General features: G+C 45.3%; 20 protein-coding genes and 1 CRISPR repeat array. Of the genes, 19 read left to right on the top strand and 1 reads right to left on the bottom strand.

Translation table 11 applies throughout. The features are described from left to right. Positions 1–138: 138 nt before the first annotated feature. The 12 genes from ACKX2L_RS07300 (at position 139) to ACKX2L_RS07245 (ending at position 11,343) form a co-directional block, all read left to right on the top strand. Positions 139–501: an Asp23/Gls24 family envelope stress response protein gene (locus ACKX2L_RS07300; protein ID WP_497551061.1), complete on the top strand. Its 363-nt coding sequence runs from the start codon at positions 139–141 to the stop codon at positions 499–501. A gap of 46 nt (positions 502–547) precedes the next feature. Continuing rightward, the gene (gene nusB / locus ACKX2L_RS07295; protein ID WP_497551060.1) at positions 548–949 is read left to right on the top strand and encodes a transcription antitermination factor NusB; all 402 of its coding nucleotides are present in this window, start codon (positions 548–550) and stop codon (positions 947–949) included. A gap of 67 nt (positions 950–1,016) precedes the next feature. Next, positions 1,017–2,315 (top strand): exodeoxyribonuclease VII large subunit, encoded by a 1,299-nt coding sequence (xseA, locus tag ACKX2L_RS07290; RefSeq protein ID WP_497551059.1) that lies wholly within the window; start codon positions 1,017–1,019, stop codon positions 2,313–2,315. A 2-nt stretch (positions 2,316–2,317) separates the two neighbouring features. Beyond that, positions 2,318–2,626 carry an exodeoxyribonuclease VII small subunit gene (gene xseB / locus ACKX2L_RS07285; RefSeq protein ID WP_497551058.1) on the top strand — a complete coding sequence of 103 codons (309 nt, stop codon included), beginning with the start codon at positions 2,318–2,320 and terminating at the stop codon, positions 2,624–2,626. A gap of 1 nt (position 2,627) precedes the next feature. Further along, on the top strand, positions 2,628–3,521 hold the full coding sequence (locus tag ACKX2L_RS07280; protein ID WP_497551057.1) for a polyprenyl synthetase family protein: 894 nt from the start codon (positions 2,628–2,630) through the stop codon (positions 3,519–3,521). A gap of 2 nt (positions 3,522–3,523) precedes the next feature. Then, the gene (gene dxs / locus ACKX2L_RS07275) at positions 3,524–5,404 is read left to right on the top strand and encodes a 1-deoxy-D-xylulose-5-phosphate synthase (RefSeq protein ID WP_497551056.1); all 1,881 of its coding nucleotides are present in this window, start codon (positions 3,524–3,526) and stop codon (positions 5,402–5,404) included. 9 nt (positions 5,405–5,413) lie between these two features. Beyond that, positions 5,414–6,241: a TlyA family RNA methyltransferase gene (locus ACKX2L_RS07270; protein WP_497551055.1), complete on the top strand. Its 828-nt coding sequence runs from the start codon at positions 5,414–5,416 to the stop codon at positions 6,239–6,241. Beyond that, positions 6,238–7,086, top strand: a complete 849-nt coding sequence (locus ACKX2L_RS07265) for an NAD(+)/NADH kinase (protein ID WP_497551054.1) — start codon at positions 6,238–6,240, stop codon at positions 7,084–7,086. Before ACKX2L_RS07270 ends, ACKX2L_RS07265 begins: the two co-directional genes overlap by 4 nt. Before the next feature lie 111 nt (positions 7,087–7,197). Continuing rightward, on the top strand, positions 7,198–7,662 hold the full coding sequence (gene argR / locus ACKX2L_RS07260; RefSeq protein WP_497551053.1) for an arginine repressor: 465 nt from the start codon (positions 7,198–7,200) through the stop codon (positions 7,660–7,662). Between the two features lie 38 nt (positions 7,663–7,700). Continuing rightward, positions 7,701–9,407 (top strand): DNA repair protein RecN, encoded by a 1,707-nt coding sequence (gene recN / locus ACKX2L_RS07255; RefSeq protein WP_497551052.1) that lies wholly within the window; start codon positions 7,701–7,703, stop codon positions 9,405–9,407. Continuing rightward, entirely contained in the window at positions 9,404–10,081 is a 678-nt protein-coding gene (locus ACKX2L_RS07250) for a Crp/Fnr family transcriptional regulator (RefSeq protein WP_497551051.1), read from the top strand. The genes recN and ACKX2L_RS07250 overlap by 4 nt, the downstream gene beginning before the upstream one ends. Positions 10,082–10,140: 59 nt before the next feature. Then, entirely contained in the window at positions 10,141–11,343 is a 1,203-nt protein-coding gene (locus ACKX2L_RS07245) for a macro domain-containing protein (protein WP_497551050.1), read from the top strand. 230 nt (positions 11,344–11,573) lie between these two features. On the opposite strand, the gene ACKX2L_RS07240 is transcribed toward ACKX2L_RS07245, so the two are convergent. Continuing rightward, complete coding sequence (locus tag ACKX2L_RS07240; RefSeq protein ID WP_497551049.1) at positions 11,574–12,476, bottom strand: DUF5688 family protein; 903 nt, start codon at positions 12,474–12,476, stop codon at positions 11,574–11,576. 293 nt (positions 12,477–12,769) lie between these two features. Here ACKX2L_RS07240 and cas2 point away from each other — a divergent pair, with 293 nt between their 5' ends. From cas2 to cas1, 7 genes are read left to right on the top strand one after another with little or no spacing between them, the layout of a single operon-like run. After that, the gene (gene cas2 / locus ACKX2L_RS07235) at positions 12,770–13,066 is read left to right on the top strand and encodes a CRISPR-associated endonuclease Cas2 (protein WP_497551048.1); all 297 of its coding nucleotides are present in this window, start codon (positions 12,770–12,772) and stop codon (positions 13,064–13,066) included. Positions 13,067–13,077: 11 nt separating this feature from the next. Continuing rightward, complete coding sequence (gene cas3, locus ACKX2L_RS07230; protein ID WP_497551047.1) at positions 13,078–15,411, top strand: CRISPR-associated helicase Cas3'; 2,334 nt, start codon at positions 13,078–13,080, stop codon at positions 15,409–15,411. 13 nt (positions 15,412–15,424) lie between these two features. Then, a complete protein-coding gene (gene cas5c, locus ACKX2L_RS07225) occupies positions 15,425–16,156 on the top strand; it encodes a type I-C CRISPR-associated protein Cas5c (protein ID WP_497551046.1) in 732 nt (243 codons plus the stop codon). After that, positions 16,156–17,979 carry a type I-C CRISPR-associated protein Cas8c/Csd1 gene (locus ACKX2L_RS07220; RefSeq protein ID WP_497551045.1) on the top strand — a complete coding sequence of 608 codons (1,824 nt, stop codon included), beginning with the start codon at positions 16,156–16,158 and terminating at the stop codon, positions 17,977–17,979. Before cas5c ends, ACKX2L_RS07220 begins: the two co-directional genes overlap by 1 nt. 37 nt (positions 17,980–18,016) lie before the next feature. Then, complete coding sequence (cas7c, locus tag ACKX2L_RS07215; RefSeq protein ID WP_497551044.1) at positions 18,017–19,108, top strand: type I-C CRISPR-associated protein Cas7/Csd2; 1,092 nt, start codon at positions 18,017–18,019, stop codon at positions 19,106–19,108. After that, entirely contained in the window at positions 19,108–19,761 is a 654-nt protein-coding gene (gene cas4, locus ACKX2L_RS07210) for a CRISPR-associated protein Cas4 (RefSeq protein WP_497551043.1), read from the top strand. Before cas7c ends, cas4 begins: the two co-directional genes overlap by 1 nt. Continuing rightward, a complete protein-coding gene (gene cas1 / locus ACKX2L_RS07205) occupies positions 19,748–20,773 on the top strand; it encodes a CRISPR-associated endonuclease Cas1 (protein ID WP_497551042.1) in 1,026 nt (341 codons plus the stop codon). Before cas4 ends, cas1 begins: the two co-directional genes overlap by 14 nt. 159 nt (positions 20,774–20,932) lie before the next feature. Then, positions 20,933–23,316: direct repeats of the CRISPR family, unit length 32 nt; unit sequence GAAGCCCCTCGCAGAGGGGCTGGTATTGAAAT. Positions 23,317–23,440 lie beyond the last annotated feature (124 nt).

Genomic DNA, 23,440 nt, shown 5'->3' with positions numbered 1-23,440 from the left:
AGGCATGAACAAGCAGGCATGAACAAGCAGGCATGAATCAGCAGGTTTTAAAATTTAAAGCCCAGGCCACGGGGGCTATGGTATAATAGAATCCATATATGAAATTACACAGATTCACAATCAGACGGAGGGAAAAAGATGGCTGATAAGATTTATACGATCCGTGAAGGCGTTACCGTTACGGAAGAAGTGATTGCAAATATTGCAGCTCTTGCAGCGACAGATGTGGAAGGCGTTGCTTATTTAAACGGTGGTCTGACCCGCAGCAATATCATTAAGGCCGGAGCCGGAAAAGTTTCCAAGGCGGTTCGTGTCATTGCCGATGCAGAAGGCAGCCTGACGATTCAGATGATCATTGTGACCGACTATGAACACAGCATTCTGACCGTATCCAGGCAGGTACAGGAAAAAGTGAAGACGACGGTGGAAGACATGACAGATCTTACGGTAAAGGCTGTTGATGTCAAGGTCTCAACGGTCAGCATGCAGAAAAATCAGTAATAAAAAACCGGTAATCATAGAAGCCGGACAAAGAAGGAAGCGAACCATGACAAGAAGACAGATCCGCGAGGAGATTTTTAAAATAATTTTTCAGATAGACTTCTATGCAGGAGAAGATCTGCCGGAGCAGATCAACCTTTTCTTACAGGAGATCGATCCGCCCATAGAGGATGGAGCAGATTCTGCCTATATCGAGGAGAAATGCAAGACCTTATTGTCGCATGTCCCGGAGATCGACGATGCAATCAATGCTTCCGCAGAAGGCTGGACAACCAAACGTATGGCAAAGGTGGATCTGACTCTGATCCGTCTGGCAATCTACGAAGCGAAGTATGAGAAGCTTCCGGCCGGCGTTGCAATCAACGAAGCCGTAGAACTTGCAAAGAAGTACGGAGAAGAGACTTCTCCCGCCTTTATAAATGGCGTTCTGGCACGTGTGATTGCCTGAGATCGATTGATTCAGTATAGCAGTACAGGTTACGTGTTTTGCCGGAAAGGGATCCTTGGGAGTTTGAATGAAGGCAGTTACAGTCAGTCAGGTAAATGAATATATTGCAGATCTTTTACAGGACAACGGGAATCTTCAGCGCCTGTCGGTGGAAGGTGAGGTTTCGAATCTCAAATATCATTATTCCGGCCATGTCTACTTCACTTTAAAAGACAATCGTTCTGCGATCTCTGCTGTGATGTTCGCAGGTGACAAGAGGACCGGCCTTACATTTCCCATGCAAAACGGGGATAAAGTCGTAGTCAATGGCCGGATCGGTGTCTATACCAAATCCGGCCAGTACCAGATCTATGCCAAGAAGATCGAGAGGGCCGGTCAGGGTGATCTCTACCTCCGCTTTGAACAGCTGAAAAAAGAACTTTCCGAAATGGGGATGTTCGATCCAAGTTTTAAGCAGCCGATCCCGGCCTATGCCCATACGATCGGAGTCGTGACCGCATCGACCGGGGCTGCTATTCGGGATATCATTCAGATCTCTAAAAGGCGGAACCCTTATGTCCAGATCATTCTCTGCCCGGCACAGGTGCAGGGAAAAGGAGCAGCAGAATCCATCGTCCGGGGGATCGAGCGCCTGGATGAGATGGGGCTGGATCTTCTGATCGTCGGACGGGGCGGAGGCTCCCTGGAAGATCTCTGGGCCTTCAACGAAAAAGAGGTTGCTTATGCGATCTTCAATGCAAAGACGCCCATCATTTCGGCTGTCGGGCATGAAATCGATTTTACCATAGCAGATTTTGTTGCAGATCTCAGGGCACCGACGCCATCGGCTGCCGCAGAGCTTGCTGTATCAGATATCAAATCGATCGAGGACCGTCTGGAAGAAGGGAAAAATCGCCTGGATTTTTTTATGACAGGCTCTTTGAATGGCAGGCGGGAACGGCTGCAGGCATTCTCGGAACTCTTAAGACACAGAAGTCCGGACCGGCTTTTGGATGAACGCCGCCGCTATCTTTTGGATACGGAAGAACGTCTCCTGGAACGGATGGATATCCGGATTCGAAATGATAAGCAGAGGATCCTGCTCTATGAAAAGATGGGTGAGTTGATGGGAAACCGGCTTCGGGATCAGAGAAACCGCCTGTCTCTTCTGGCCAAAGGACTGGAAGGAAGATCCCCGGTCAAGCGGCTGGAAGCAGGTTTTGCCTATCCGGAGACAAAGGACAAAAAGCATTTTACTTCGGTCAGGGATCTTAAGGTCGGGCAGGAATTCTATCTTAGAATGAAGGATGGCAGGATCCTTGCAAAGACAGAAGAGATTGAAGACCTGAAAGATATGGAAGAAACGGGAGAAAAGGAAGAGGCATGAAGATGGAAGAAGCAAGAGATCTGGAGAGGGAAGACCTGGAAGGGATCGATCCGATAGAAGACAGCTCAAGAGAAAAAGATGCAGAAGGAAAGTCCTCAGAGCCGACTTTGGAAGACCGCTTTCAGGAGCTGGACTCCATATTAAAGAAACTGGAAGATCGGAACCTGCCTCTGGAAGAATCTTTCCGCCTCTATGAACGTGGCGTTCGGGAATTGAAATTAGCCAACGCCGAGATCGACCGGGTTGAGAAGAAGGTTCAGAAGCTGAATGAGGACGGCAGTCTGTCTCCATTGGATCAGGAGGAAGAGTAAGATGGATTTTCAGAAGGAATTGGATTATCGTGCAACAGAAGTGGATCGGATCCTGGTTCGGGAACTCCCCAAGGCAGAGGGCTATCAGGCAAACCTCTATGATGCCATGCGCTACAGCGTCCTGGTCGGCGGAAAACGTCTCCGTCCCATCCTGATGGAGGAAACTTATAAATTGTTCGGCGGCCGGTCAGAGGCCATAGAACCCTTTATGGCAGCCATTGAAATGATCCATAGCTATTCTCTGGTCCACGATGATCTTCCGGCTATGGACAATGACAAGCTTCGCCGGGGAAATCTGACGACTCATGCCAAGTATGGAGAAGCTCTCGGCATTCTGGCCGGAGATGCGCTGTTGAATTTCGGCTTTGAAGTTGCTTTCCGTGCTTTTGACCGGGCACCCGAGGATTCCGACCGGATCATCAAGGCATTGAAAATTCTTGCCGATAAGGCAGGATCCAACGGTATGGTCGGCGGTCAGGTCGTAGATATCGAGGAAAGTGATCAGAATGGCATTTCTCTGAACCGTTTAAATTTCCTCTATACCAAGAAGACTGCAGCATTGATCGAAGCTTCCATGATGATTGGCGCAGTTCTTGCCGGTGCAGATGACAAGCATGTGAAAACCATGGAAGAGGTTGCCAGAAAGATCGGCCTGGCTTTCCAGATCCGCGATGATGTCCTGGATGCCATCGGCGATGAAGAAACTCTTGGTAAAGAGGTTGGTCAGGATGTAAGAAATCAGAAAGTCACTTATCTGTCCTTTGTCGGTCTGGAGCGGGCCAAGCAGGAAGTCAACAAGCTTTCGGATGAAGGTATTACAACGCTCCTGGCCCTGCCTTATGAGAATCGTTTCTTAACGAAACTTCTGGAGTTCCTGGTGCACAGGGAGAAGTAAGTATGGTACTAGATCAAATTCACGGGCCGAATGATATCAAGCTGGTCCGAAAGGATGAGTTGCCCCAGCTTGCCCGGGAGATCCGTTCCTTCCTGATAGAACACATCTCAAAGACCGGCGGACATCTGGCCAGTAACCTGGGTACCGTCGAACTGACGATGGCACTCCATCTGGTTTTGGATCTGCCCCATGACAAACTGATCTGGGATGTCGGCCATCAATCCTATACCCATAAGATCCTGACCGGACGGAAAGAAGGCTTCGACAGCCTCCGTCAGTTCGGCGGTATGTCCGGCTTCCCGAAACGGGAGGAGAGCGACTGCGATGCCTTCGATACCGGCCACAGTTCAACTTCTATTTCCGCCGGTCTGGGTTATATTTATGCAGAGAGCCTGACCGGGGAGAATTATCATGTCTTCTCCGTTATCGGTGACGGCGCCATGACCGGCGGCATGTCCTATGAAGCCATTAACAATGCCGCGGTTTTGAAGCGGAATTTTGTCATTGTATTAAACGATAACAAGATGTCGATCGGCCCCAATGTCGGCGGCTTGTCCAACGACCTTGCGGCCCTTCGGACCAGCGCCGGTTATGTGGACCTGAAGGAAAATGTAACCCAATCCCTGGAGCGGATCCCGATCTACGGGACCAAGCTTGTCGCGAAGATTCGAAAGACCAAGAACGGCTTGAAGCAGATCGTGATCCCCGGCATGGCCTTTGAGGATATGGGCATTATGTATCTGGGACCGGTGAACGGTCACGATATCGAAGCCATGACAGAGATCTTCCGGAGGGCCATGAAGGTCCAGGGACCGGTTCTGGTCCATGTCATTACCCAGAAAGGCAAGGGCTATGGACCGGCGGAGAGGCATCCTTCCCGCTTCCACGGGGCAGCACCATTTGATATTGAAACCGGAATTCCAAAAGATGCCAAGCATCAGGCCAGTTATACCGATGTCTTTTCCACCGTCATGCGAAAGCTGGGTGAGCGGAATGACAAGGTCGTAGCCGTGACGGCAGCCATGGCAGACGGCACCGGTTTGAAACGGTTTCAGAACCTTTTCCCGGACCGCTTTTTCGATGTGGGCATTGCAGAGGAACATGCCGTGACCTTTTGCGCAGCGATGGCTGCCGAGGGCTTACGGCCGGTCTTTGCTGTTTATTCCACCTTTCTGCAGAGAGCCTATGACCAGATTCTTCATGATGTCGCTCTGCAGAAGCTTCCGGTCATTTTCGCCATTGATCGTGCCGGCCTGGTCGGACCGGACGGAGAGACCCATCAGGGGATCTTCGATCTGTCCTATCTTACGACCATACCGGGCCTTTGCGTTATGGCCCCGAAGAATAAATGGGAACTTTCGGATATGATGAAATTCGCCCTGACTTTGGATCAGCCTTGTGCCATCCGTTATCCCAAGGGGAAGGCCTGCACCCTCCTGGAAGAAAAACGGGATCCCATAGAAATCGGAAAGGCCGAGATCATCTGTCAGGGAGAGCCCGGCGGGGTCCTTCTTTTTGCCATCGGCAGTATGGTGGAGACGGCGGTCTATGTCCGGGAGTATCTGCTCTTCTATGGAATCAATGTTTCCATTGTCAATGCTCGTTTTGCAGCACCTCTGGATACGGCTTGTATTTTGGAAGCAGCCGGTCGGTCTTCTCTGATCGTGACCATGGAAGAAAATGTGCGAAGCGGCGGAATGGGTATGCATGTGGCAGAACTTCTGGAGTCTGCCCATAAGAAATGCCGTTTCTTAAATATTTCGATTCCGGATGCCTTCATTCCGCAGGGCAGCGTCAAGGAATTAAAGCAGGCTCTGGGCCTGGATCCGGTTTCCATTGCAGACCGGATCCGAAAGGAACTCCAGGAGATGGAGCTGAAATAAGGAGTAAGTATGAAGGAAAGACTGGACATTCTTCTGGTGAACCGTGGCCTTGCACCATCCCGTGAAAAGGCCAAGGTCATGATCATGGAGGGAAATGTCTTTGTAGATAATAACCGGGAAGATAAGGCCGGCATGAAATTTGATACGGAGGCCGAGATCGAGGTCAAGGGTCAGGTCATGCCCTATGTCAGCCGGGGCGGATATAAGCTGGAAAGAGCCATGGAATCCTTCCCTATTGTATTGAAAGACAAGGTTTGCATGGACATCGGTGCTTCGACCGGCGGCTTTACGGACTGCATGCTGCAGAATGGAGCCAAAAAGGTCTATTCCATCGATGTCGGCTATGGTCAGTTCGCCTGGAAACTCCGTCAGGACGAGAGAGTCGTCTGTATGGAGAAAACCAACATCCGTTATGTCAAGCCGGAAGACATCGGGGAGAGGATCGACTTTGCTTCCTGTGATGTCTCCTTTATCTCCCTGACTAAGATCCTGGTGCCTGTTCATGCCCTTCTTTCGCCGGATGCCGAGATGGTTTGCCTGATCAAGCCGCAATTTGAAGCCGGCCGGGAACGGGTCGGTAAGAAGGGCGTGGTCCGGGACCCCAAGGTCCATATGGATGTCATCCGGGAGATCGCTGATTTTGCAGAGGCAAACGGTTATCATGTCTGTGGCTTGGATCATTCTCCAATCAAAGGCCCGGAAGGAAATATTGAATATCTGATCTACCTGAAACGGACGGAAAGTAAGGCAGAGGGAAATGTAGACCCGGCGCCGGTTTCCATTTCACAGGAAGACATTGAATCCATCGTAAAACTGGCCCATGAGAGGTTGGCATGAAACATTTCTTTATTGTCACAAGGAATATGAATGAACGGAATGCCGGTTTGATTCGCGAAATGGAGGAACAGATCCGAAGCAAAGGCGGAACAGCTTCCCATTGCCTCTATATCGAGGATACGGCGGGCAGGCAGCCTCTGGATCTTCCTTTCCCCAAAGAGACCGAATGTGTCATTTCTGTCGGCGGAGACGGAACCATGGTCCGGGCAGCACAGAGTATCGGAGACCGGGAATATCCCCTGATTGGCATCAATCGGGGGCATCTGGGATATCTCTGTGAGCTGGCGGATTCAGAGGTGCCGAAGGCCATCGATCGCCTGATGGCGGACTCCTATGAGATCGAAGACCGGATGATGCTGGAAGGCCGGATGACCGGTGACAGGCCGACCAGACATGAAGCGTTGAACGATATTGTCATCACAGCGGCAGATGGCTTGAATTTGATCAATCTTACAGTTTATATTAATGGCAATCTGCTTTATTCTTATAATTGTGACGGCATGATCCTGTCGACACCGACCGGATCCACTGCCTATAACCTCTCGGCCAACGGACCGATCGTCGATCCCAAGACCAGAGTCATTCTTTTAAATCCTCTGAATCCGCATACCTTGAATTCCAGGGCCATCGTCATAGATGCGGAGGACGAGCTGATCGTGGAACTTGGTGTCCGGCATGATGATGTCAATGAGACGGCAACCGTTGCTTTTGACGGCTTTCATCGCATGCAGATGAAGCGGGGTGACAGGGTCTTGATCAAGAAATCAGACCGAGTCACTCGAATGATCCGTCTGAGTCAGATGAACTTTCTGGAGAGAATCTCCGTGAAATTAAGAGAAAGTTAAAAGATCGGGCCCTTGTCCGTTCTTTTATCTATGGCGTTCTTTTATCTATGGATAAATAAGGAAACGCATTGAAAAACTCAACATAGGCTGCAGCCACAACAGGAGAGAACAATGTCCATATCAAAGATCGAAAGGCAAAACAAAATTCTGGATCTGATCATAAAAAAGGAGATCGGAACACAGGAGGAACTGGCAGATGAACTGGAAAAGGCCGGTATTAAGACGACCCAGGCAACGGTTTCCAGAGACATCCGGGAGATGAAACTTACAAAGGTTGCTTTGTCTGATGGAAGACTTCGTTATGTCGCATATCAGGAAACGGAAGAAAATCTGACAGAGAAGTACATCCATATTTTAAAAGAAGGCTATCTGTCTATGGATAATGCCCAGAATATTCTGGTCATCCGGACAGCATCCGGCATGGCAATGGCCGTGGCAGCTGCCCTGGATAAGTTGGATTTTCCGGAAATTGTAGGATCTGTCGCCGGGGATGATACCATTCTTTGCGCCATCCGCTCTCTGGAGGATACGGCGGTCGTCATGAACCGGCTGTCCAAAGTACTGGAAGAGAAATAAGGGGAAAAAGAGGGGGAGAAGAGAGTGGAAGGAGAAGTATGTTACTGAGTCTTACCGTTGACAATCTGGCCTTGATCACGCATGAGGAGATCGAATTCGGATCCGGCCTTAATATTCTGACCGGTGAGACCGGCGCCGGAAAGTCGATTCTTCTTGGGGCACTCGGTCTTTCTCTGGGAGGCAAGGCAGACCATGACATGGTGAGAGATCCATCCAAACCTGCGATGGCAGAGGCCGTCTTTTCCGTGGAAGATCCGAAGGAGGTGGAGAGGCTTCGGGCCATGGAGGTGGAACCCTATGACGGGCAGGTCATCCTGAGCAGGAAAATGAATGGCAATCGGACGGTCGCCAAGATCAATGGAGAGACCGTACCTTCTGTCAAATTGACGAAGGTAGGAAACCTGCTTCTGGATATCTACGGTCAGCATGAGCATGAGTCTTTGCAGAATAAGAAGAAACAGCTGGCTCTGCTGGACGAATATGCATCTACGGTGCAAGAGGATCATCACGATCTTCTCGATTCTGTCACAAGTGCTTATCGGGATTATCAGGAGGCTTCTGTTGCGCTGGAACATGCCAAAATGGATGAATCGGACCGGGTTCGGGAGGCATCTTTCCTGGAGCATGAGATTCAAGAGATCGAGGAAGCAAATTTAAGACCAGGGGAAGATCGTAAGCTCGAAGATCATTACCGGCGGATGAAGAATAGTGAAAAAATTGCCGAGGGACTTCATCGGGCAGAAAGCTTAGTGACGGAAGACCGGGCAGCTTCGGATCTGGTCGGACAGGCACTTGGGGAATTGAATGCTCTGGTCTCCTATGATCCGGAAGGTCTTACGAGCTTGCAGTCAAGCCTTAGCGACATCGACAGTCTGCTTTCTGATTTTAGCCGGGATCTTTTGGATTATGAGGAAGCCATGGAATTTGATCCGGAGGACTTCCGGGAGACCGAGGAGAGGCTGGACCTCGTCAATCACTTGAAGATGCTTTATGGAAATACCATCGAGGCCATCCAGGATGCTTTGGAAGAAAAGAAGAAGCGCATGGAAGAGCTTTCGGATTACGATGCGTATTTGTCTCGACTGACCAAGCGCTTTGAAAAAGCCCAATCGACACTAAAAAGAGCTTGTGACCGCTTGACCGAGGCAAGAAAGAAGGCAGCCGGAGAGCTGACCATTCAGGTGACCGAAGCTTTGAAGGACTTGAATTTTCTGGACTCTCGTTTTACCATGAGATTTCAGGCCAAGGATTGGTCGGCAAATGGACAGGATGACTGTGAGTTCTATATTTCCATGAATCCGGGGGAACCCCTGAGGCCCTTGAAAGATACGGCTTCCGGCGGTGAGTTGTCCAGAATTATGCTGGCCATTAAGACGGTTCTTGCAGAAGAAGACCATATTGACAGTCTGATCTTCGATGAGATCGATACCGGGATCTCCGGCCGCACAGCCCAGAAGGTTTCGGAGAAGCTGGCGGAATTAGCCATCAGACACCAGGTCATCTGCATCACACACCTGCCACAGATCGCATCCTTTGCAGACCGGCATTTTCTGGTGGAGAAAAAAGTAGAGAAGGATCGGACCATGTCATCGATCCGGATCCTGGATCAGGCAGAAGAAGTCAATGAACTCTCTCGAATGCTGGGTGGAAGTGAGATCACGGACACGGTTCGGCAGAATGCGGCCGAGATGCTGGATCTGGCGGAGAAGACCAAAGAAAAACGAAGGAAAAGAAAAAAACAATGACAGAAGAAGAATTAATGGAAGCCGCAGCTTCTCCTCTATTTACCGGTGTAAAGCCAGAGGAGATCCAGGCCATGATGGGCTGCCTTCAGGCGAAGAGGAAAAAGTTTAAGAAAGGCGAGACCATTTTTGATGAAGGCGAGAGTCTGACGGAATTTGCCTTGCTTTTAAGCGGATCAATCATTGTAGAGAGTGAAGATTACTGGGGAAACCGCAGTATTATGCAGAGGATCGAGGCTCCGGATATTTTCGGAGAAGCCTATGCTGCATCACCGAAGGAACCTTTATTGAACTATATTATAGCGGCAGAGGATACGGAAGTTTTGTTCATGGACAGCCATGACCTTCTTGCGGTCTGCAACAGATCCTGCAGTTATCACAATACGCTGATTCAGAATCTTTTTGTTATCATGGCAGGGAAGAACCGGAGACTGACCGGGAAACTCCGCCATCTGAGTAAGAGAACAACCAGAGAGAAGATCCTAAGCTATCTGTCGGAGATGCGGCAGAAAGTCGGAAAAGATATTTTTGAAATTCCCTTTAACCGTCAGCAGCTGGCGGATTATCTCTCGGTAGACCGGAGCGCTCTCTCTGCTGAGCTTAGTAAGATGAAAAGAGACGGACTGATCCGCTATCAGAAAAGTACGTTCGAATTATTGAAATCAGAAGAGGATTAAGAAGAGGCCGGCAAAAGAAGGGCGAATGAGAAAGGGCGAACAGGAAGAGGACCAAAGAAATGAAAGAGCAAGACAAGTTTTTAAGTAACAAGATCATCCGGGATGCTACAGCAGCAGATAATAAGAACCATACCAAGGAAAATTGGAACATGGCTCTTACGGTGTTACTGAAGCAGTGCCATGAAGGATCAGACTTTCTGGTGCCGGTAGATGTGCAGCAAAATAAAGAGAGTCAGGAGAGATCCATCTTCTTTCGTCTTCTGGAAAATCCCAATGGAGATAAGATGCTTCCGGTCTTTACGGAACCCGAAGCCTTACGGCCGGCGGAAGAGAAATTCGGAAAGCCCCAGCCGGTCATTGCCATGCCTATAAAGACTGTTTTCCATCGACTTCTTGGTATGCCGGATCTGAAAGGACTTGTGATTGACCCTTTCACCAATGCTTTCGGAATTGAAAAGAATGCAGTTCAGGCCATTCTGGATTCGGATCATGAGATGAATCTGAAACGGGCCGGAATCTTATTTAATCAGGGTGATATTACAAAGCTTCATATCAGTTGTATCGTTAATTCGGCAGATCCGTTATTTAATGATGGCGGCGGAGAGGACCATGCCATCTATATGGCGGCCGGCGAAGCGATCGATGATGCATTGGATCAGCTGGGCAGTTGTAAGATTTCCGAGGCGAAGATCACACCGGCGTTTGATCTTCCCAGCCACTATATTATCCATACGGTCGGACCGACGGTGGAGCCCGGAACAGAGATGGCGGATGTGAAGGAAGAAGATGCAAATGCTCTAAAGGCTTGTTATATCAACTGCCTGGAACTGGCCAAGAAGTATGACATTCATTCCATCGCTTTCCCGGCGATCTCGACCGGTCTCTCCTCCTTCCCTCTGGAGGCGGCAGTTCCCATTGCGGTAAATTCTGTTTCCAAATGGCTGGATGATAATAAGGACTATGGCATGATGGTTGTCTTCTCCTGTTATGATGACAAGACCATCAATGTTTTCCAGCAATACATGACCTATCTGAAACAAAAGGCAGACCAGATGAAGGAGGATTACGGCTCCCTGGAAAATGCCGTTTCTCATATGGATGAAAATGGAAACCTGCCGGAAGATGTTACGGTCGATAAAGATGGCAACCGGCTCGAGAAGGATCCGACTCTGGTCTACAGTAAAGAAGAGATCGAGAATGCCGCAGCCCGTACAGCCCGTGAACTTCAGGAACAGTATAAGAAGGAAAATGGTGCCAGCTAAGGTATAGTTATGGACATTGCTGCCCGGTAAGATACAGTTAAGGAAAATAGTGCCTGGTATGGTACTTCTAAGGAATACGGTGTCCAGGCTTATGATAAATCCCCTGCTTTGAAAAGCAGGGGATTTTTTGTCTTGGACAGTCGCCTCGTAGCATCAAATTCGACTGTCTTGATAAGCTCTGGTCTGTCTTTTATCCTGTCGACACAGCATTCTAAGCTCTGGTCTGCCTTTTATCCTGCCGACACAGCATTCTTCTGACTGGAGAAGTAATAGACATGCTCGGATAGGATCTCATCTTCCGAGAGTTCATTGTGATTGACTTCCCGGACCATGGCATTCAGTTCCTCTGTTCCGCCGTCTATGTCGGATGGGATCAAGAGAATTTCATGGATACTGGAAGGAATGATATAGAAGTCCGTTCCCATTTTTCTCGAGAAATTCTCCAGAAGATGCGGATAGAGCATACAAGAAGCCCCATTCAGCCGGGACTGATTCGAGAGCACATAGATGGGGGTATAATCTTTTGGCTGTTCGAATCCGTTCGGCATTAAATCGCCAAGGACATCGGTAATCGACTCAATGGAAGCCGGGAGAAGGACGGGTGTATTTTTTCTCGCTGCCTGTAAGAGCTCTTCTTTCGTAACACCCCATTCTTTGAGATGAGACTGATGAATCAGGATACTGGACCGCCCGTTTTCATCCGCATTGATCAGGATCCGGAAGATGATGGCCAGATCCATATAAGAAATATAGGGCAAGTCAGAAAGGAAAGCCTTGTTTCGCGGTAAGTTCACGAGATCGTAGATGATTCGTCCTTCGATCTCGGAATAGTTGGTAAGAAGGTTCGGATCGACTTTTGGATCTGGAATATCTCTGCTTAAGACGGCAGCAATCTCATCTATGATCGCATTGAATTTCATTTCCTGATTCCGGTATTCTTGATAAAAATACTGGAGATAGACCTGAGGAGTAATGGACTTTCCGGGACGGGTCAGAAAAATGCCGTCCAAGCAGGTATCATTATTCTTTATAACTTCCCGGACTTCAATTGCTCCATCGGGAAAACGCAGCATCAGATCCGAGAGGACCGCTTCTTTAAATTCCGGATAGCTGAGATCTGTTTTGTTATTCATATATGGCCTTTCCTGGCCCGCTGCCTGTAAGAAAACTGTAACAGGGACAAAGGGAAATCGCAAGAAAGAGATTCTGAATTTTTTCGAAAGAAAATAAAGAGAATCGAAAGAATCTGTCCCAGGCTCTTCTTGTTTTTTGACTTTAGATCAATATACGGGCACTATCCGCAGGACTTAAACCATTTTTATAGAACATCAACAAATACTATAGTATAATAAGCAATAGATATGTGAAATGTGCATTAAATCATGAATCGATTGTAGGCCTGCACACAAATATTGAAGGAGAAGATATGCGACTCTTGGTTGTATATGACATAGCTATATCCGAATCAGGCACAAAACGTCTTACGAAAACAGCAAAAATTTGTGAAAAGTATTGTACCAGAGTTCAGGATTCAGTATTTGAGGGAATTCTAGATCAAGCTGAATTAACAAAATTGGTGCATGAGCTAAAGAAAACGATTGATGAAAATTGTGATTCGGTCAGAATATATAAGCTGTCAGATAGATCTAGTGCAAATAATCCGCTCACAATCGGACAAAAGACTAGGACAGAGACTTTTTCAAGTGATGCATTTATCTTATAAGGAAAATGAGCATGGAGTATTATGCACGTAAAGATAAAAATGGAGAGCTGGAGACATTGGAACATCATACGAAGCTTGTTTCTATGAAGGCTTCTCAATATGCCGATGTTTTTGGATGCGGTAAGATTGGTGAACTATGTGGTGATTTGCATGACAGCGGGAAACATACGAAGAAGTTTCAGGAAGTGTTATTAGGCTCCAGAACAAAAGTGGATCATGCAATCGTCGCAGCAATTTTAATATTCAACAGTTTCTCTGCAATACCAACTTCTATCTTAGAAACTCTTGCGGGAGTTTGCGCTGCGCATCATTCCGGTCTTCGGTGTAAATCATATGATTATACACTTCCACAAGACTATGATTCCCCGATAGATATGTTGGTAAAAAACGATGATGGCAGAACACCAAAAGAAAATGCCTTGTCAAGCCAAAAGGAGTATGAGGAAATTGTTGCTTATGAAAAACCGGTAATTGATGAGATGAATCGATATTTGGATGAAAAACCAATATCGAATATTATTGAACGCTTTATTGATATCGAAAAAAACGGAGCGGATTGCATAGGACCTAATGCTTCCTTGATGCTTTGGGCTCGTATGCTTCTCTCCTGTTTGGTAGATGCAGATTATTCATCAGCTGCTTCATGGGATGATCCGGATTATTTTGAAAAATCAGAATTACCAGCATTGTCAGAAAGCAGTCTGGATGAAATGTTAAACCAGTTGGAGACCTATCGGAATGGAATTTTGAGTACAACAGATCAGACGGCGAGGATGAATATTTTACGTGGCATTGTATATCGGGATGCCGGTGATGCAGGCAAGGACCAAGGATATAGCTTCCGAACGATGACAGCGCCAACAGGTACAGCTAAGACTCTCGCAATCATGAAGTATGCATTGGAAAAGGCAAAGATAGAACACCATAAGCGAGTTTTTATCATACTTCCGTTTTTATCAATTATTACTCAGAATGCAGATGAGTATAAAAAAATATTCGGAAATGAGGTTGTTTTAGAAGACGATAGTCAGACTGACTATACAGATCGTACACGGGAATATTCTGAACGATGGTCTGCTCCAATCATTGTTACTACAACCGTAAAATTCTTTTCTACTATATTTGCTTCCCAAAGTACAGAACTGCGACGACTTCATCAGATAGCAGATTCTGTCATCGTCTTTGATGAGTGCCAGTCGCTTCCTGCATCTGTCTTGGATTGTACGGTTTATGCACTTCAACAGCTTGTAAAAAATTATCATACGGATGTCCTATTTTCAACTGCAACTCTTCCTTCTTATGAGTATCGGAAGGGAATCAATTGGAAAACCAAGGAAGTCATAAAGGATGTGAAAAATCTTTATGAAGAATATCATATTGCTAAGAATACAGAGGTTGAATTTGCTTCGGAGGACCAGGAATATGATACGAAAAATCTGATAGAACGGTTTTCTGATAAAAATCAAGTGGTATTTATTTTTAACACGACAAAAAAAGCAAGAGAAATGTATACGGAGTTAAAAAATAAGTACGGAGAGGATTCTTGTCGGCTTTTGACATCGGCTCTTTGCTCGGATCATAAAAGAGAACTGATAAAGTGGATAAAAAGTAGACTGAAAAAGGGTAAAGCGTGTTTTCTGTCAAGCACACAAAGTATCGAGGCAGGCGTGGATGTAAGTTTTCCATGTGGAGCTAGGGAATATGCTCCTTTTTCTTCTGTTGCACAGTCAGCTGGAAGAATCAACAGAAATGGAGAAGGCAAGGGATATATGCTTGTTTTCAAACACAAGAATCATAGCAAATACGATTTTCCAGGTGCGGATTACATGATGGCTAGTGAGAAAACGATGAGCATGGCTGAGAAAAAAAGAAAGAAGGGAAGCACCCTATCTACAGATTCTTTGGAGGATATGGATTCTTATTATAAAAGATTGTTTCGGTCGGAGGCTGCGAAAGAAGATAGACCAGCGCTTACAGAAGCCATTAAAAAAGGAAACTATTTTGAGACGGAAGAAAACTATTCTATTATTGAGGATAAGGGACAGATCAATATTATCGTGCCTTATTTTGAAAATGAGAACAGTATGAAAATATACAATGAAATTGCTTCAGAACTTCGTGAATCGGATTATGGAATAACAAAAGGACAGATGAACAGGGCAGCTGGAATCACAGTCTCTGTATATCCGAACAAAAAAGATGAAGTGAAATCATGTTGTCAGCAATTATTTATGATGACAAAAGAAGGAGAGGAAACTGTCAATTGGTATCTGCTGGAGGATGAGCAATATTATACGGAACATGGACTAGACCTGGAATCTGTTGGTATTGGGTCAATATATTAGAGGAGGAGAATGAATGTCAAAATACAGAACTGACCGTTCTGAAGTATCGGTTGATGTATGGGGTAAGATCGCTATGTTTACCCCACCGGAAAGCAAAATTGAAAGGGTGAGTTATAGCGTGCCTACGCCATCTGCATGTAGGGGAATACTCTGCAGCATCTATCTGAAACCGATAGAATTTTACTATGAAATAAAGCAAATCGAGGTTATGAAACCGATAAAGACGATTGAAATCAAGACGAATGAGTCGAAAACAAAAATAGAATTCGAGAACCCTCGTCCGGTATATCTTACAATGGGAAATATGGAGAATCTGTCGTCTGGACGAACCGGTCAGGGGACCCAGAGAGGCAATGTATATCTTAGAAACGTGTATTATCGAATCACGGCAGATATTGTAAGGCGGCCGGATGCACCATCAAGGGTCACTATAGAAGGGCTTCATAATCAATTTATGAATCGAATAGAGAAAGGCAAATGTTTCAGACAGCCTGTTTTTGGAACACATGAATGTATGGCTTTTTTTAAGGTGCCGGATCCAAGCATGAGTCCTATTAGAGAAAGCAGAGATTTTGGATATATGTTATATGATGTTTTTGACATCACAAGAAATGAAAAATTGAATAGTTCAGAAGATGGGAATGCGCAGAATCTGATAAGACCTTCTTTTTATCACGCTGTTATGCGGAATGGTATTATCGATGTACCGAGGTGGGGAAGCTCTGATATAAGGAGGCTGATCTAATGCTGCAGGATGTGTACAATTATGGGATAAAACATAATATCGAGCAGAAACCCAATACGGATATGAAGCAGATAGCCGGATACATCTGCATTGATGATGACGGCGAATTTGAATCAATTGAAGACGGAAGCCCCGGGAAAATCCCATGCCCTGATATTGGGACGGAAAAACAAGGTCTAGGCACAAATGCTCTTGTTGACAAAGCTGAAAGAATCGTTCCGCCTTCAGATAAAACAGTGGTTACAAAGAATCATACGAACTGGTTGAAGCTTATGGAAGAATGCTGTAATGCCGTTCCGGAATTTAAACCACTTATGATTTATCTGGAATCCTTGGAAAAGGATGATGCTATCCGAAAAGAGCTAACAGATGCACTGATCGATCATAAGCTTTTAACATTGGATAAAAATGGTAATCTTGTCGGGTCAAAACTTTTAACATTTAAAATCGATGGTGAATCAATTATCGAGTCCGGACTTTGGGAAAATTGGCTTTCTGAACATGTTAAGCAATATGCCGAAAATCAGGGGAAATCTGATACTGGTCGGACAATGATATCTGCAATTACAGGAAATTCGGTCACGATTTCTGAAGAGTGTAAGCCGAAAGTCAAGGGAGGTGTTCTTGGAAAGGGAGCAACTCTTACGGTTTCTTATGATAAACAGTTTCAGGGAAGATCATCATTTGATTCATACGGGATGACAAGGGGACAGAATTCAGCTATAGGTGATGCAGAATCCATAGTAATATCTGATACATTGAATTATCTTGGATCATCAAAACACAATAGTTCAACACAGTTTGGCATTTTTTATTGGTATTCAGATGATAAAGTGCCGGATCTGATAGGAGAAATGGTTTATTCTCCTAAGGGAAAATCTGAAGAAGAAAAATGGTCAGACCTGAGGAAAGAAACACCGGAGCTTTCTTCACTTTATGATGCTGCATTGAAGGGTACTTTGCCGGAGAAATTTCCGGATGATTCATATTTTAAGATATTTAAAGCAACGAATTCACAAGAGCGATACAGTACAAGAGAAGTTTTCTATGGCTCATACGAGGAACTGAGAAATGGTATTTATCATTGGTATCAGGATACAACGATTAAAAACTGGGAGAGATCTGACAAGGGACAATGGAAATGCAATCTTATAGCGAACAGGAATATTTACAGTATTCTGTTTAGTTTTCTTGAGAGGGAAAATACTGCAGACGGACCATTGAAGGAAAGTAAGTCTGAATATGGAGAGGATATGTTGAATCTGCTTCACTCAATATATTCGGGGTGTCAGATTCCTGAAATATTTTTTCAGAGGGCAGTTAGAAAGGGGTACACCAGTCTTCTTTTGGGAAAGACATTCAGACCTGTTTTTATTCAAGTAATAAAGGTATATTTAACCAGAAAACCAGGAGGAATCAAGATTATGGAAGATGTATCGGTAAATGGCAAAGAACCTTTGGCTTACTCTTGTGGCCGTTTGTTCGCTGTCTATGGGAGAATACAACAAGTTGCAGTTAACTTTTCTAAAATTGGAAATGACGTTTGCTCCAGATATATTGGAATGATGTTTAAGCATCCGGATGAGGCATTTGTTGAAATGGCCAAGCTGTCATTTGCACATATGAAAAATGTTGATAATAAGGATTATTTCAATAGAAAAATTGCTGAGATCACTGCGAATATCGGCACTGAGTTTCCAAAGAAATTTACCAAGACAGAGCAGGCTGAATTTCTTCTCGGATATTATAGACAGTTGAATATTTTCAATGAGGAAGCTGCAATGAAAAAAATAGAAATTCCAAAGATGAATCCGGAGATTTAGGAAACAAAGAATTTGGTAATAAATAAGGAGGTAAAAGATGGAACTGAAAAATAGGTATGAGATAGTTTCTTTTGTACAAGCAGTAACTTGTAATCCGAATGGGGATCCAGATATGGATAATCGTCCCAGGATCGATGATGAGACCGGTAAAGCATACATGACCGATGTTTCTATAAAGAGCCGTATTCGTGGGTATATAGACGGGACAAAGCATGGTGAGATAGACTCAAATGGAAACGGACTGGATATTCTCATGCGGCATGGAGAAAGCCTTAATCGCGATATTGCCGAAGCAGTTTTGGAGGGAAAAGAAGGCGGTAAGGTTGATGCCAAAAAATTTAATAATACAACCCAAGGTGTAAAGCAGGCAAGGGACTTTATGCTTAGGAAATACTGGGATGCAAGAGTATTTGGTGCAGTCCTTTCAACAGGATTGAATGCAGGTCAGATTAACGGACCTGTTCAGTTTGCATTTTCTGAATCAGTAGATCCGGTTACACCGGAAATTATTGGCATAACCAGAAAGGCATTTGCTATACCGCAGGGTGAGAAGGGTGACAGTAAATTTGGAACACTCGAGGAATATGATGAGTGGGCAGCTAGTCTACCAGATGAAAAAAAGAGAGGAATGGGCAACAAGAAGATCGTTCCATATGCTTTGTTTCCGGTAAAAGCCTCTGTTAGTGCAGGATTGGCCAAAAATACAGGCATGACGGAAGAAGACTTTCAGCTACTGATGGAAGCGTGGGCAAGAATGTATGATTATAATATATCTGCTTCAAAAATGGGGATGGCCTCTCTTCTCCCGATTTTTGTATTTAAACATGTTGGTACTCAGACAATCGGAGCAAATCAAGATGAAGATGCAAGAATAAAGGCGGAAAAGCAGAATGCGGCAGAAGCATTTCTTGGATGTGCTCCTGCCTATCAGATTTTCGATTTATTCAGTGTAACGAAGAAGGAAGATGTAGATGTCCCTCGGAGCTTCCATGATTATGAGGTATTCTTTCACTGGTCAAAACTTCCGAAAGGAGTCGTAGTAGGAATTGCAGATTATTCCGGAAATATTGAGTGGGATATTGACTGGGATAATTGGAGTACCAAATACGATTGGATCAAAGTTGATTGATGGATGATGAAAGAATTCTCATCTCGTGGATCACCCAGTTTGCATATTGCCCTCATCGCCTCTATCTGGAGGCGGTAGAGCAGTACGCCGCAGATAATGTCTATACAGCAGAGGGAACTGTTCAGCATCAACGGGTTCATGAACCCAAAATAGAGAAGAGAGGTTCCGAAATTCGTATTACGGGCTTTTCAGTATATTCGAACACATTAAATCTGACTGGGATCTGTGATGAGATTAAGTGTACGGTATCTCGTTATGGATGTTATATCCCATTACTCAATGAGCAATGCAAAATAACTCCAACGGAATTCAAGCATGGGAAATACGGGCGTGGACATGAAGAATATGATCTTCAGCTAACGGCACAGGCTATGTGTCTTGAAGAAATGTTTGCCTGCCATATTGAAGAAGGCGAGATCTATTATATCGGTTCAAAAACCAGAATTGGAGTGCCTATTACAGATGCCGCAAGGGAAAAGGTTAAGGATATTTTAATTCAAATAAATCATATTCTTGATGGGCAGCTTATACCTAAAGCAGAATATAAAAAAAGGTGTCCGAAATGCTCTATGTATGACATTTGCAATCCCAAAACGGAGATGATTTTACGTTATATGAGAAATATTTGGGAACAGTATTGTGAGAAGAATTAATAAAACAATATATATCACGAGCGATGATTTATATATTCACTGCGACCACGATGCCTTGGCTCTTATGAAAGATAAGTCCATTGTTACAAGAGTTCCCGTAACTGCAATTGAACAGATCGTGGTTTTCGGTAGTGCGACGATATCAAGCTATGTCATAAAATTCTGCAATGAGAATCATATCTTGATGACGTACGTATCTGAGTACGGTAGTCTCTATGGAAATATTTTTGGAACGTGGTACGGAAATGTCGATTTGCGTGACAAACAGTATCGACTAAAAGATTGCGGTAGGGATGTTTGTCTGGTGCGGAATATCCTTTTGGGTAAATTTAACAATTCTCGTAATGTGATCATGAGAAGTGCGAAAGATGCATCTGATGAAAATGCCGATGTCTTATATCAGCTAGCAGGCAGACTTAGCAATCATATTTCCAAGCTTCCAGAATTACAGAGTATAGAGGAACTACGTATTGCCGAGGCAAATGCTGCTTCTGAATATTTCTCTGTATTTGACAATATGCTTAAGAGTCAAGATGCGTCAATGTCATTTGTGAAGAGAAGTCGGAGACCACCTGAAAACAACTGCAATGCCATACTGTCACTGTTGTATACGCTTCTTACAATAGACTGTGCAGCTGCACTTGCTGCATATGGATTAGACGTTTATAAGGGATATCTCCATAGCGTCAGAGCAGGAAGGAAATCTTTGGCATGCGATCTTGTGGAAGAGTTTCGAGCCTGTATTGTAGATAAATTTGTTATTACAATGATAAATCGAAGACAGATTTCTGGTAATGATTTCCAGAGAGATGCCGCTGGAATTAGGCTGAAACATGCTTCACTACAAAGAGTGCTGCAGGAATGGGAAAAATATAAAGCAAAAGAGATAATGCATCCTTTATATAAGAAGAAGTACGAACAGAAAGTTTTACCATATTTGCAGGCTCAGCTTTTATCACAATATATTCGGGGGGATATTCCGGAATATCCTCCGTTTATTTGGAAGCAATGAGAGAATCTGAGGTGCACATGATTTTCTGGGGAGATTCTCGCTAAAATAAGTTTATTTATTTAGGTCACATCTTTATTTATTAAGTCAAATCTTTACTAATTTACGACAATTTTATAAGTATTATACAATATTGGAATAGATTAATTGTCCAATATTGCTGAAGCCCCTCGCAGAGGGGCTGGTATTGAAATTATTTCTTCCTGCCCTAGCTTTCGATTCGCCTGAAGCCCCTCGCAGAGGGGCTGGTATTGAAATATTGTATCCGAACTTGTTTGTATCCCACTTTGCGTGAAGCCCCTCGCAGAGGGGCTGGTATTGAAATTGCTTTGATTCGTTCAACTGCATTTCAACAGAAGAAGCCCCTCGCAGAGGGGCTGGTATTGAAATTCGCTGGTTCTATCGTGTTGCGTCCGGTGCTCTTGAAGCCCCTCGCAGAGGGGCTGGTATTGAAATTGCTATGACAATATGAAACTCATGCGGTATCAGAAGCCCCTCGCAGAGGGGCTGGTATTGAAATGGTTGTCTCCCAGATTCTTTTTATGGTCGGGCCGAGAAGCCCCTCGCAGAGGGGCTGGTATTGAAATACGCTCTGATCGTTGATCATGCCCGACCAGTATGAAGCCCCTCGCAGAGGGGCTGGTATTGAAATTTGTTTCGGAATATGCGAAGGCGTGCAGAGATGAAGCCCCTCGCAGAGGGGCTGGTATTGAAATACATCTAACCTGTAGGCTATGACAAGTTAGTATAGAAGCCCCTCGCAGAGGGGCTGGTATTGAAATTAAATACGAAAAATGTTTTCTATAGTAATTTCGGAAGCCCCTCGCAGAGGGGCTGGTATTGAAATTTAACCACCTGACCGTGAGTTCCGGCCATTTTGGAAGCCCCTCGCAGAGGGGCTGGTATTGAAATCGTTGTATTCTGGTACATAAGAGCGGCCACGTATTGAAGCCCCTCGCAGAGGGGCTGGTATTGAAATTAATAGTATAGACATGATTTTATGTGATCTACGAAGCCCCTCGCAGAGGGGCTGGTATTGAAATTAATATGATATATCGCATAGTTACACCTCTTAAGAAGCCCCTCGCAGAGGGGCTGGTATTGAAATATGGATAAGGATACCGGAAAGGCCGTATCCGCAGAAGCCCCTCGCAGAGGGGCTGGTATTGAAATTATTGAAGATGGCCTTGTGATCTTCTTGACACCGGAAGCCCCTCGCAGAGGGGCTGGTATTGAAATAACGGCATTTTATCAGATTTACTAGGCGAGACGGGAATCCCCTCGCAGAGGGGCTGGTATTGAAATCGCATCTTCCATATCGAACCATACACCGACTTTAGAAGCCCCTCGCAGAGGGGCTGGTATTGAAATATAAAGATATGACGGCTTTTTATGCAATCGAGGAAGCCCCTCGCAGAGGGGCTGGTATTGAAATACCATCACAGATCTTTGGTTCCATGGAATGGCCTGAAGCCCCTCGCAGAGGGGCTGGTATTGAAATACACTAATGTTTTCAACATTTATCATCTGATTTCCGAAGCCCCTCGCAGAGGGGCTGGTATTGAAATATAACAAAAAGTTTTTTGTTAAAAGTTAGTTTTGAAGCCCCTCGCAGAGGGGCTGGTATTGAAATGGATAAAACCGATCATAAAAAACAAGTTAAGAAAGAAGCCCCTCGCAGAGGGGCTGGTATTGAAATCCACTTGCAAACCGTTGAAAACACTGAATGGTAGAAGCCCCTCGCAGAGGGGCTGGTATTGAAATGGATCCAACGATATGCAAGCCGACCAAAAGATCGAAGCCCCTCGCAGAGGGGCTGGTATTGAAATTACGACGACGGATATTACCAGGCGGACGATAAGGAAGCCCCTCGCAGAGGGGCTGGTATTGAAATGCAATCAGAAAAGGCGGATGCGCCTTCATGTCTAAGAAGCCCCTCGCAGAGGGGCTGGTATTGAAATTATGTAGCTCCACGCGGCGTGGCTCATGTTGCGAAGCCCCTCGCAGAGGGGCTGGTATTGAAATAAATCAAGTAGAGAATATAACGGATGAAATTGGAAGCCCCTCGCAGAGGGGCTGGTATTGAAATACAACATTATCCCAGTTTGCCGTGCATGTCATTTGAAGCCCCTCGCAGAGGGGCTGGTATTGAAATTCCGACATAGAAGTTGTCTGCGTTGTTCCCCTTCGAAGCCCCTCGCAGAGGGGCTGGTATTGAAATCTCGTTGGAAATTATTATGTAGGATCGATCAGAAGCCCCTCGCAGAGGGGCTGGTATTGAAATACAAATTTCGGCTTGAAATAAAGGCAGGAACCGGAAGCCCCTCGCAGAGGGGCTGGTATTGAAATGAAGAATAATCCAGAACTGAACTATCGGCTAACGAAGCCCCTCGCAGAGGGGCTGGTATTGAAATTTGTCGAAGATCTTTGAAACCATTGTGAGGTTACTGAAGCCCCTCGCAGAGGGGCTGGTATTGAAATTATACCGACGCGGGATGCACCAGTCCGGCAAAGGAAGCCCCTCGCAGAGGGGCTGGTATTGAAATTTTGTAAGCGATTTATCTAAGGGCGGATTTACCGCCAACAGAAAGCCTCCTAAAATGTGAGATTGTAAGCATTTTACTCTATTCACTTGTGAGGAGGCTGACAATGAGTTCCAGAGCCCAAATC

It is taken from the genome of Porcibacter vitabionis, from assembly GCF_046263795.1.
Classification (GTDB): domain Bacteria; phylum Bacillota; class Clostridia; order Lachnospirales; family Lachnospiraceae; genus Lachnocurva.
Note: the sequence above shows the minus strand (reverse complement) of the source record. Positions and strands in the feature narration are given on the sequence as shown.

Coding starts and splice junctions, on each gene's coding strand:
- ACKX2L_RS07300 (WP_497551061.1), top strand. CDS start 139: ATGGCTGATAAGATTTATACGATCCGTGAAGGCGTTACCGTTACGGAA.
- nusB (WP_497551060.1), top strand. CDS start 548: ATGACAAGAAGACAGATCCGCGAGGAGATTTTTAAAATAATTTTTCAG.
- xseA (WP_497551059.1), top strand. CDS start 1,017: ATGAAGGCAGTTACAGTCAGTCAGGTAAATGAATATATTGCAGATCTT.
- xseB (WP_497551058.1), top strand. CDS start 2,318: ATGGAAGAAGCAAGAGATCTGGAGAGGGAAGACCTGGAAGGGATCGAT.
- ACKX2L_RS07280 (WP_497551057.1), top strand. CDS start 2,628: ATGGATTTTCAGAAGGAATTGGATTATCGTGCAACAGAAGTGGATCGG.
- dxs (WP_497551056.1), top strand. CDS start 3,524: ATGGTACTAGATCAAATTCACGGGCCGAATGATATCAAGCTGGTCCGA.
- ACKX2L_RS07270 (WP_497551055.1), top strand. CDS start 5,414: ATGAAGGAAAGACTGGACATTCTTCTGGTGAACCGTGGCCTTGCACCA.
- ACKX2L_RS07265 (WP_497551054.1), top strand. CDS start 6,238: ATGAAACATTTCTTTATTGTCACAAGGAATATGAATGAACGGAATGCC.
- argR (WP_497551053.1), top strand. CDS start 7,198: ATGTCCATATCAAAGATCGAAAGGCAAAACAAAATTCTGGATCTGATC.
- recN (WP_497551052.1), top strand. CDS start 7,701: ATGTTACTGAGTCTTACCGTTGACAATCTGGCCTTGATCACGCATGAG.
- ACKX2L_RS07250 (WP_497551051.1), top strand. CDS start 9,404: ATGACAGAAGAAGAATTAATGGAAGCCGCAGCTTCTCCTCTATTTACC.
- ACKX2L_RS07245 (WP_497551050.1), top strand. CDS start 10,141: ATGAAAGAGCAAGACAAGTTTTTAAGTAACAAGATCATCCGGGATGCT.
- ACKX2L_RS07240 (WP_497551049.1), bottom strand. CDS start 12,476: ATGAATAACAAAACAGATCTCAGCTATCCGGAATTTAAAGAAGCGGTC.
- cas2 (WP_497551048.1), top strand. CDS start 12,770: ATGCGACTCTTGGTTGTATATGACATAGCTATATCCGAATCAGGCACA.
- cas3 (WP_497551047.1), top strand. CDS start 13,078: ATGGAGTATTATGCACGTAAAGATAAAAATGGAGAGCTGGAGACATTG.
- cas5c (WP_497551046.1), top strand. CDS start 15,425: ATGTCAAAATACAGAACTGACCGTTCTGAAGTATCGGTTGATGTATGG.
- ACKX2L_RS07220 (WP_497551045.1), top strand. CDS start 16,156: ATGCTGCAGGATGTGTACAATTATGGGATAAAACATAATATCGAGCAG.
- cas7c (WP_497551044.1), top strand. CDS start 18,017: ATGGAACTGAAAAATAGGTATGAGATAGTTTCTTTTGTACAAGCAGTA.
- cas4 (WP_497551043.1), top strand. CDS start 19,108: ATGGATGATGAAAGAATTCTCATCTCGTGGATCACCCAGTTTGCATAT.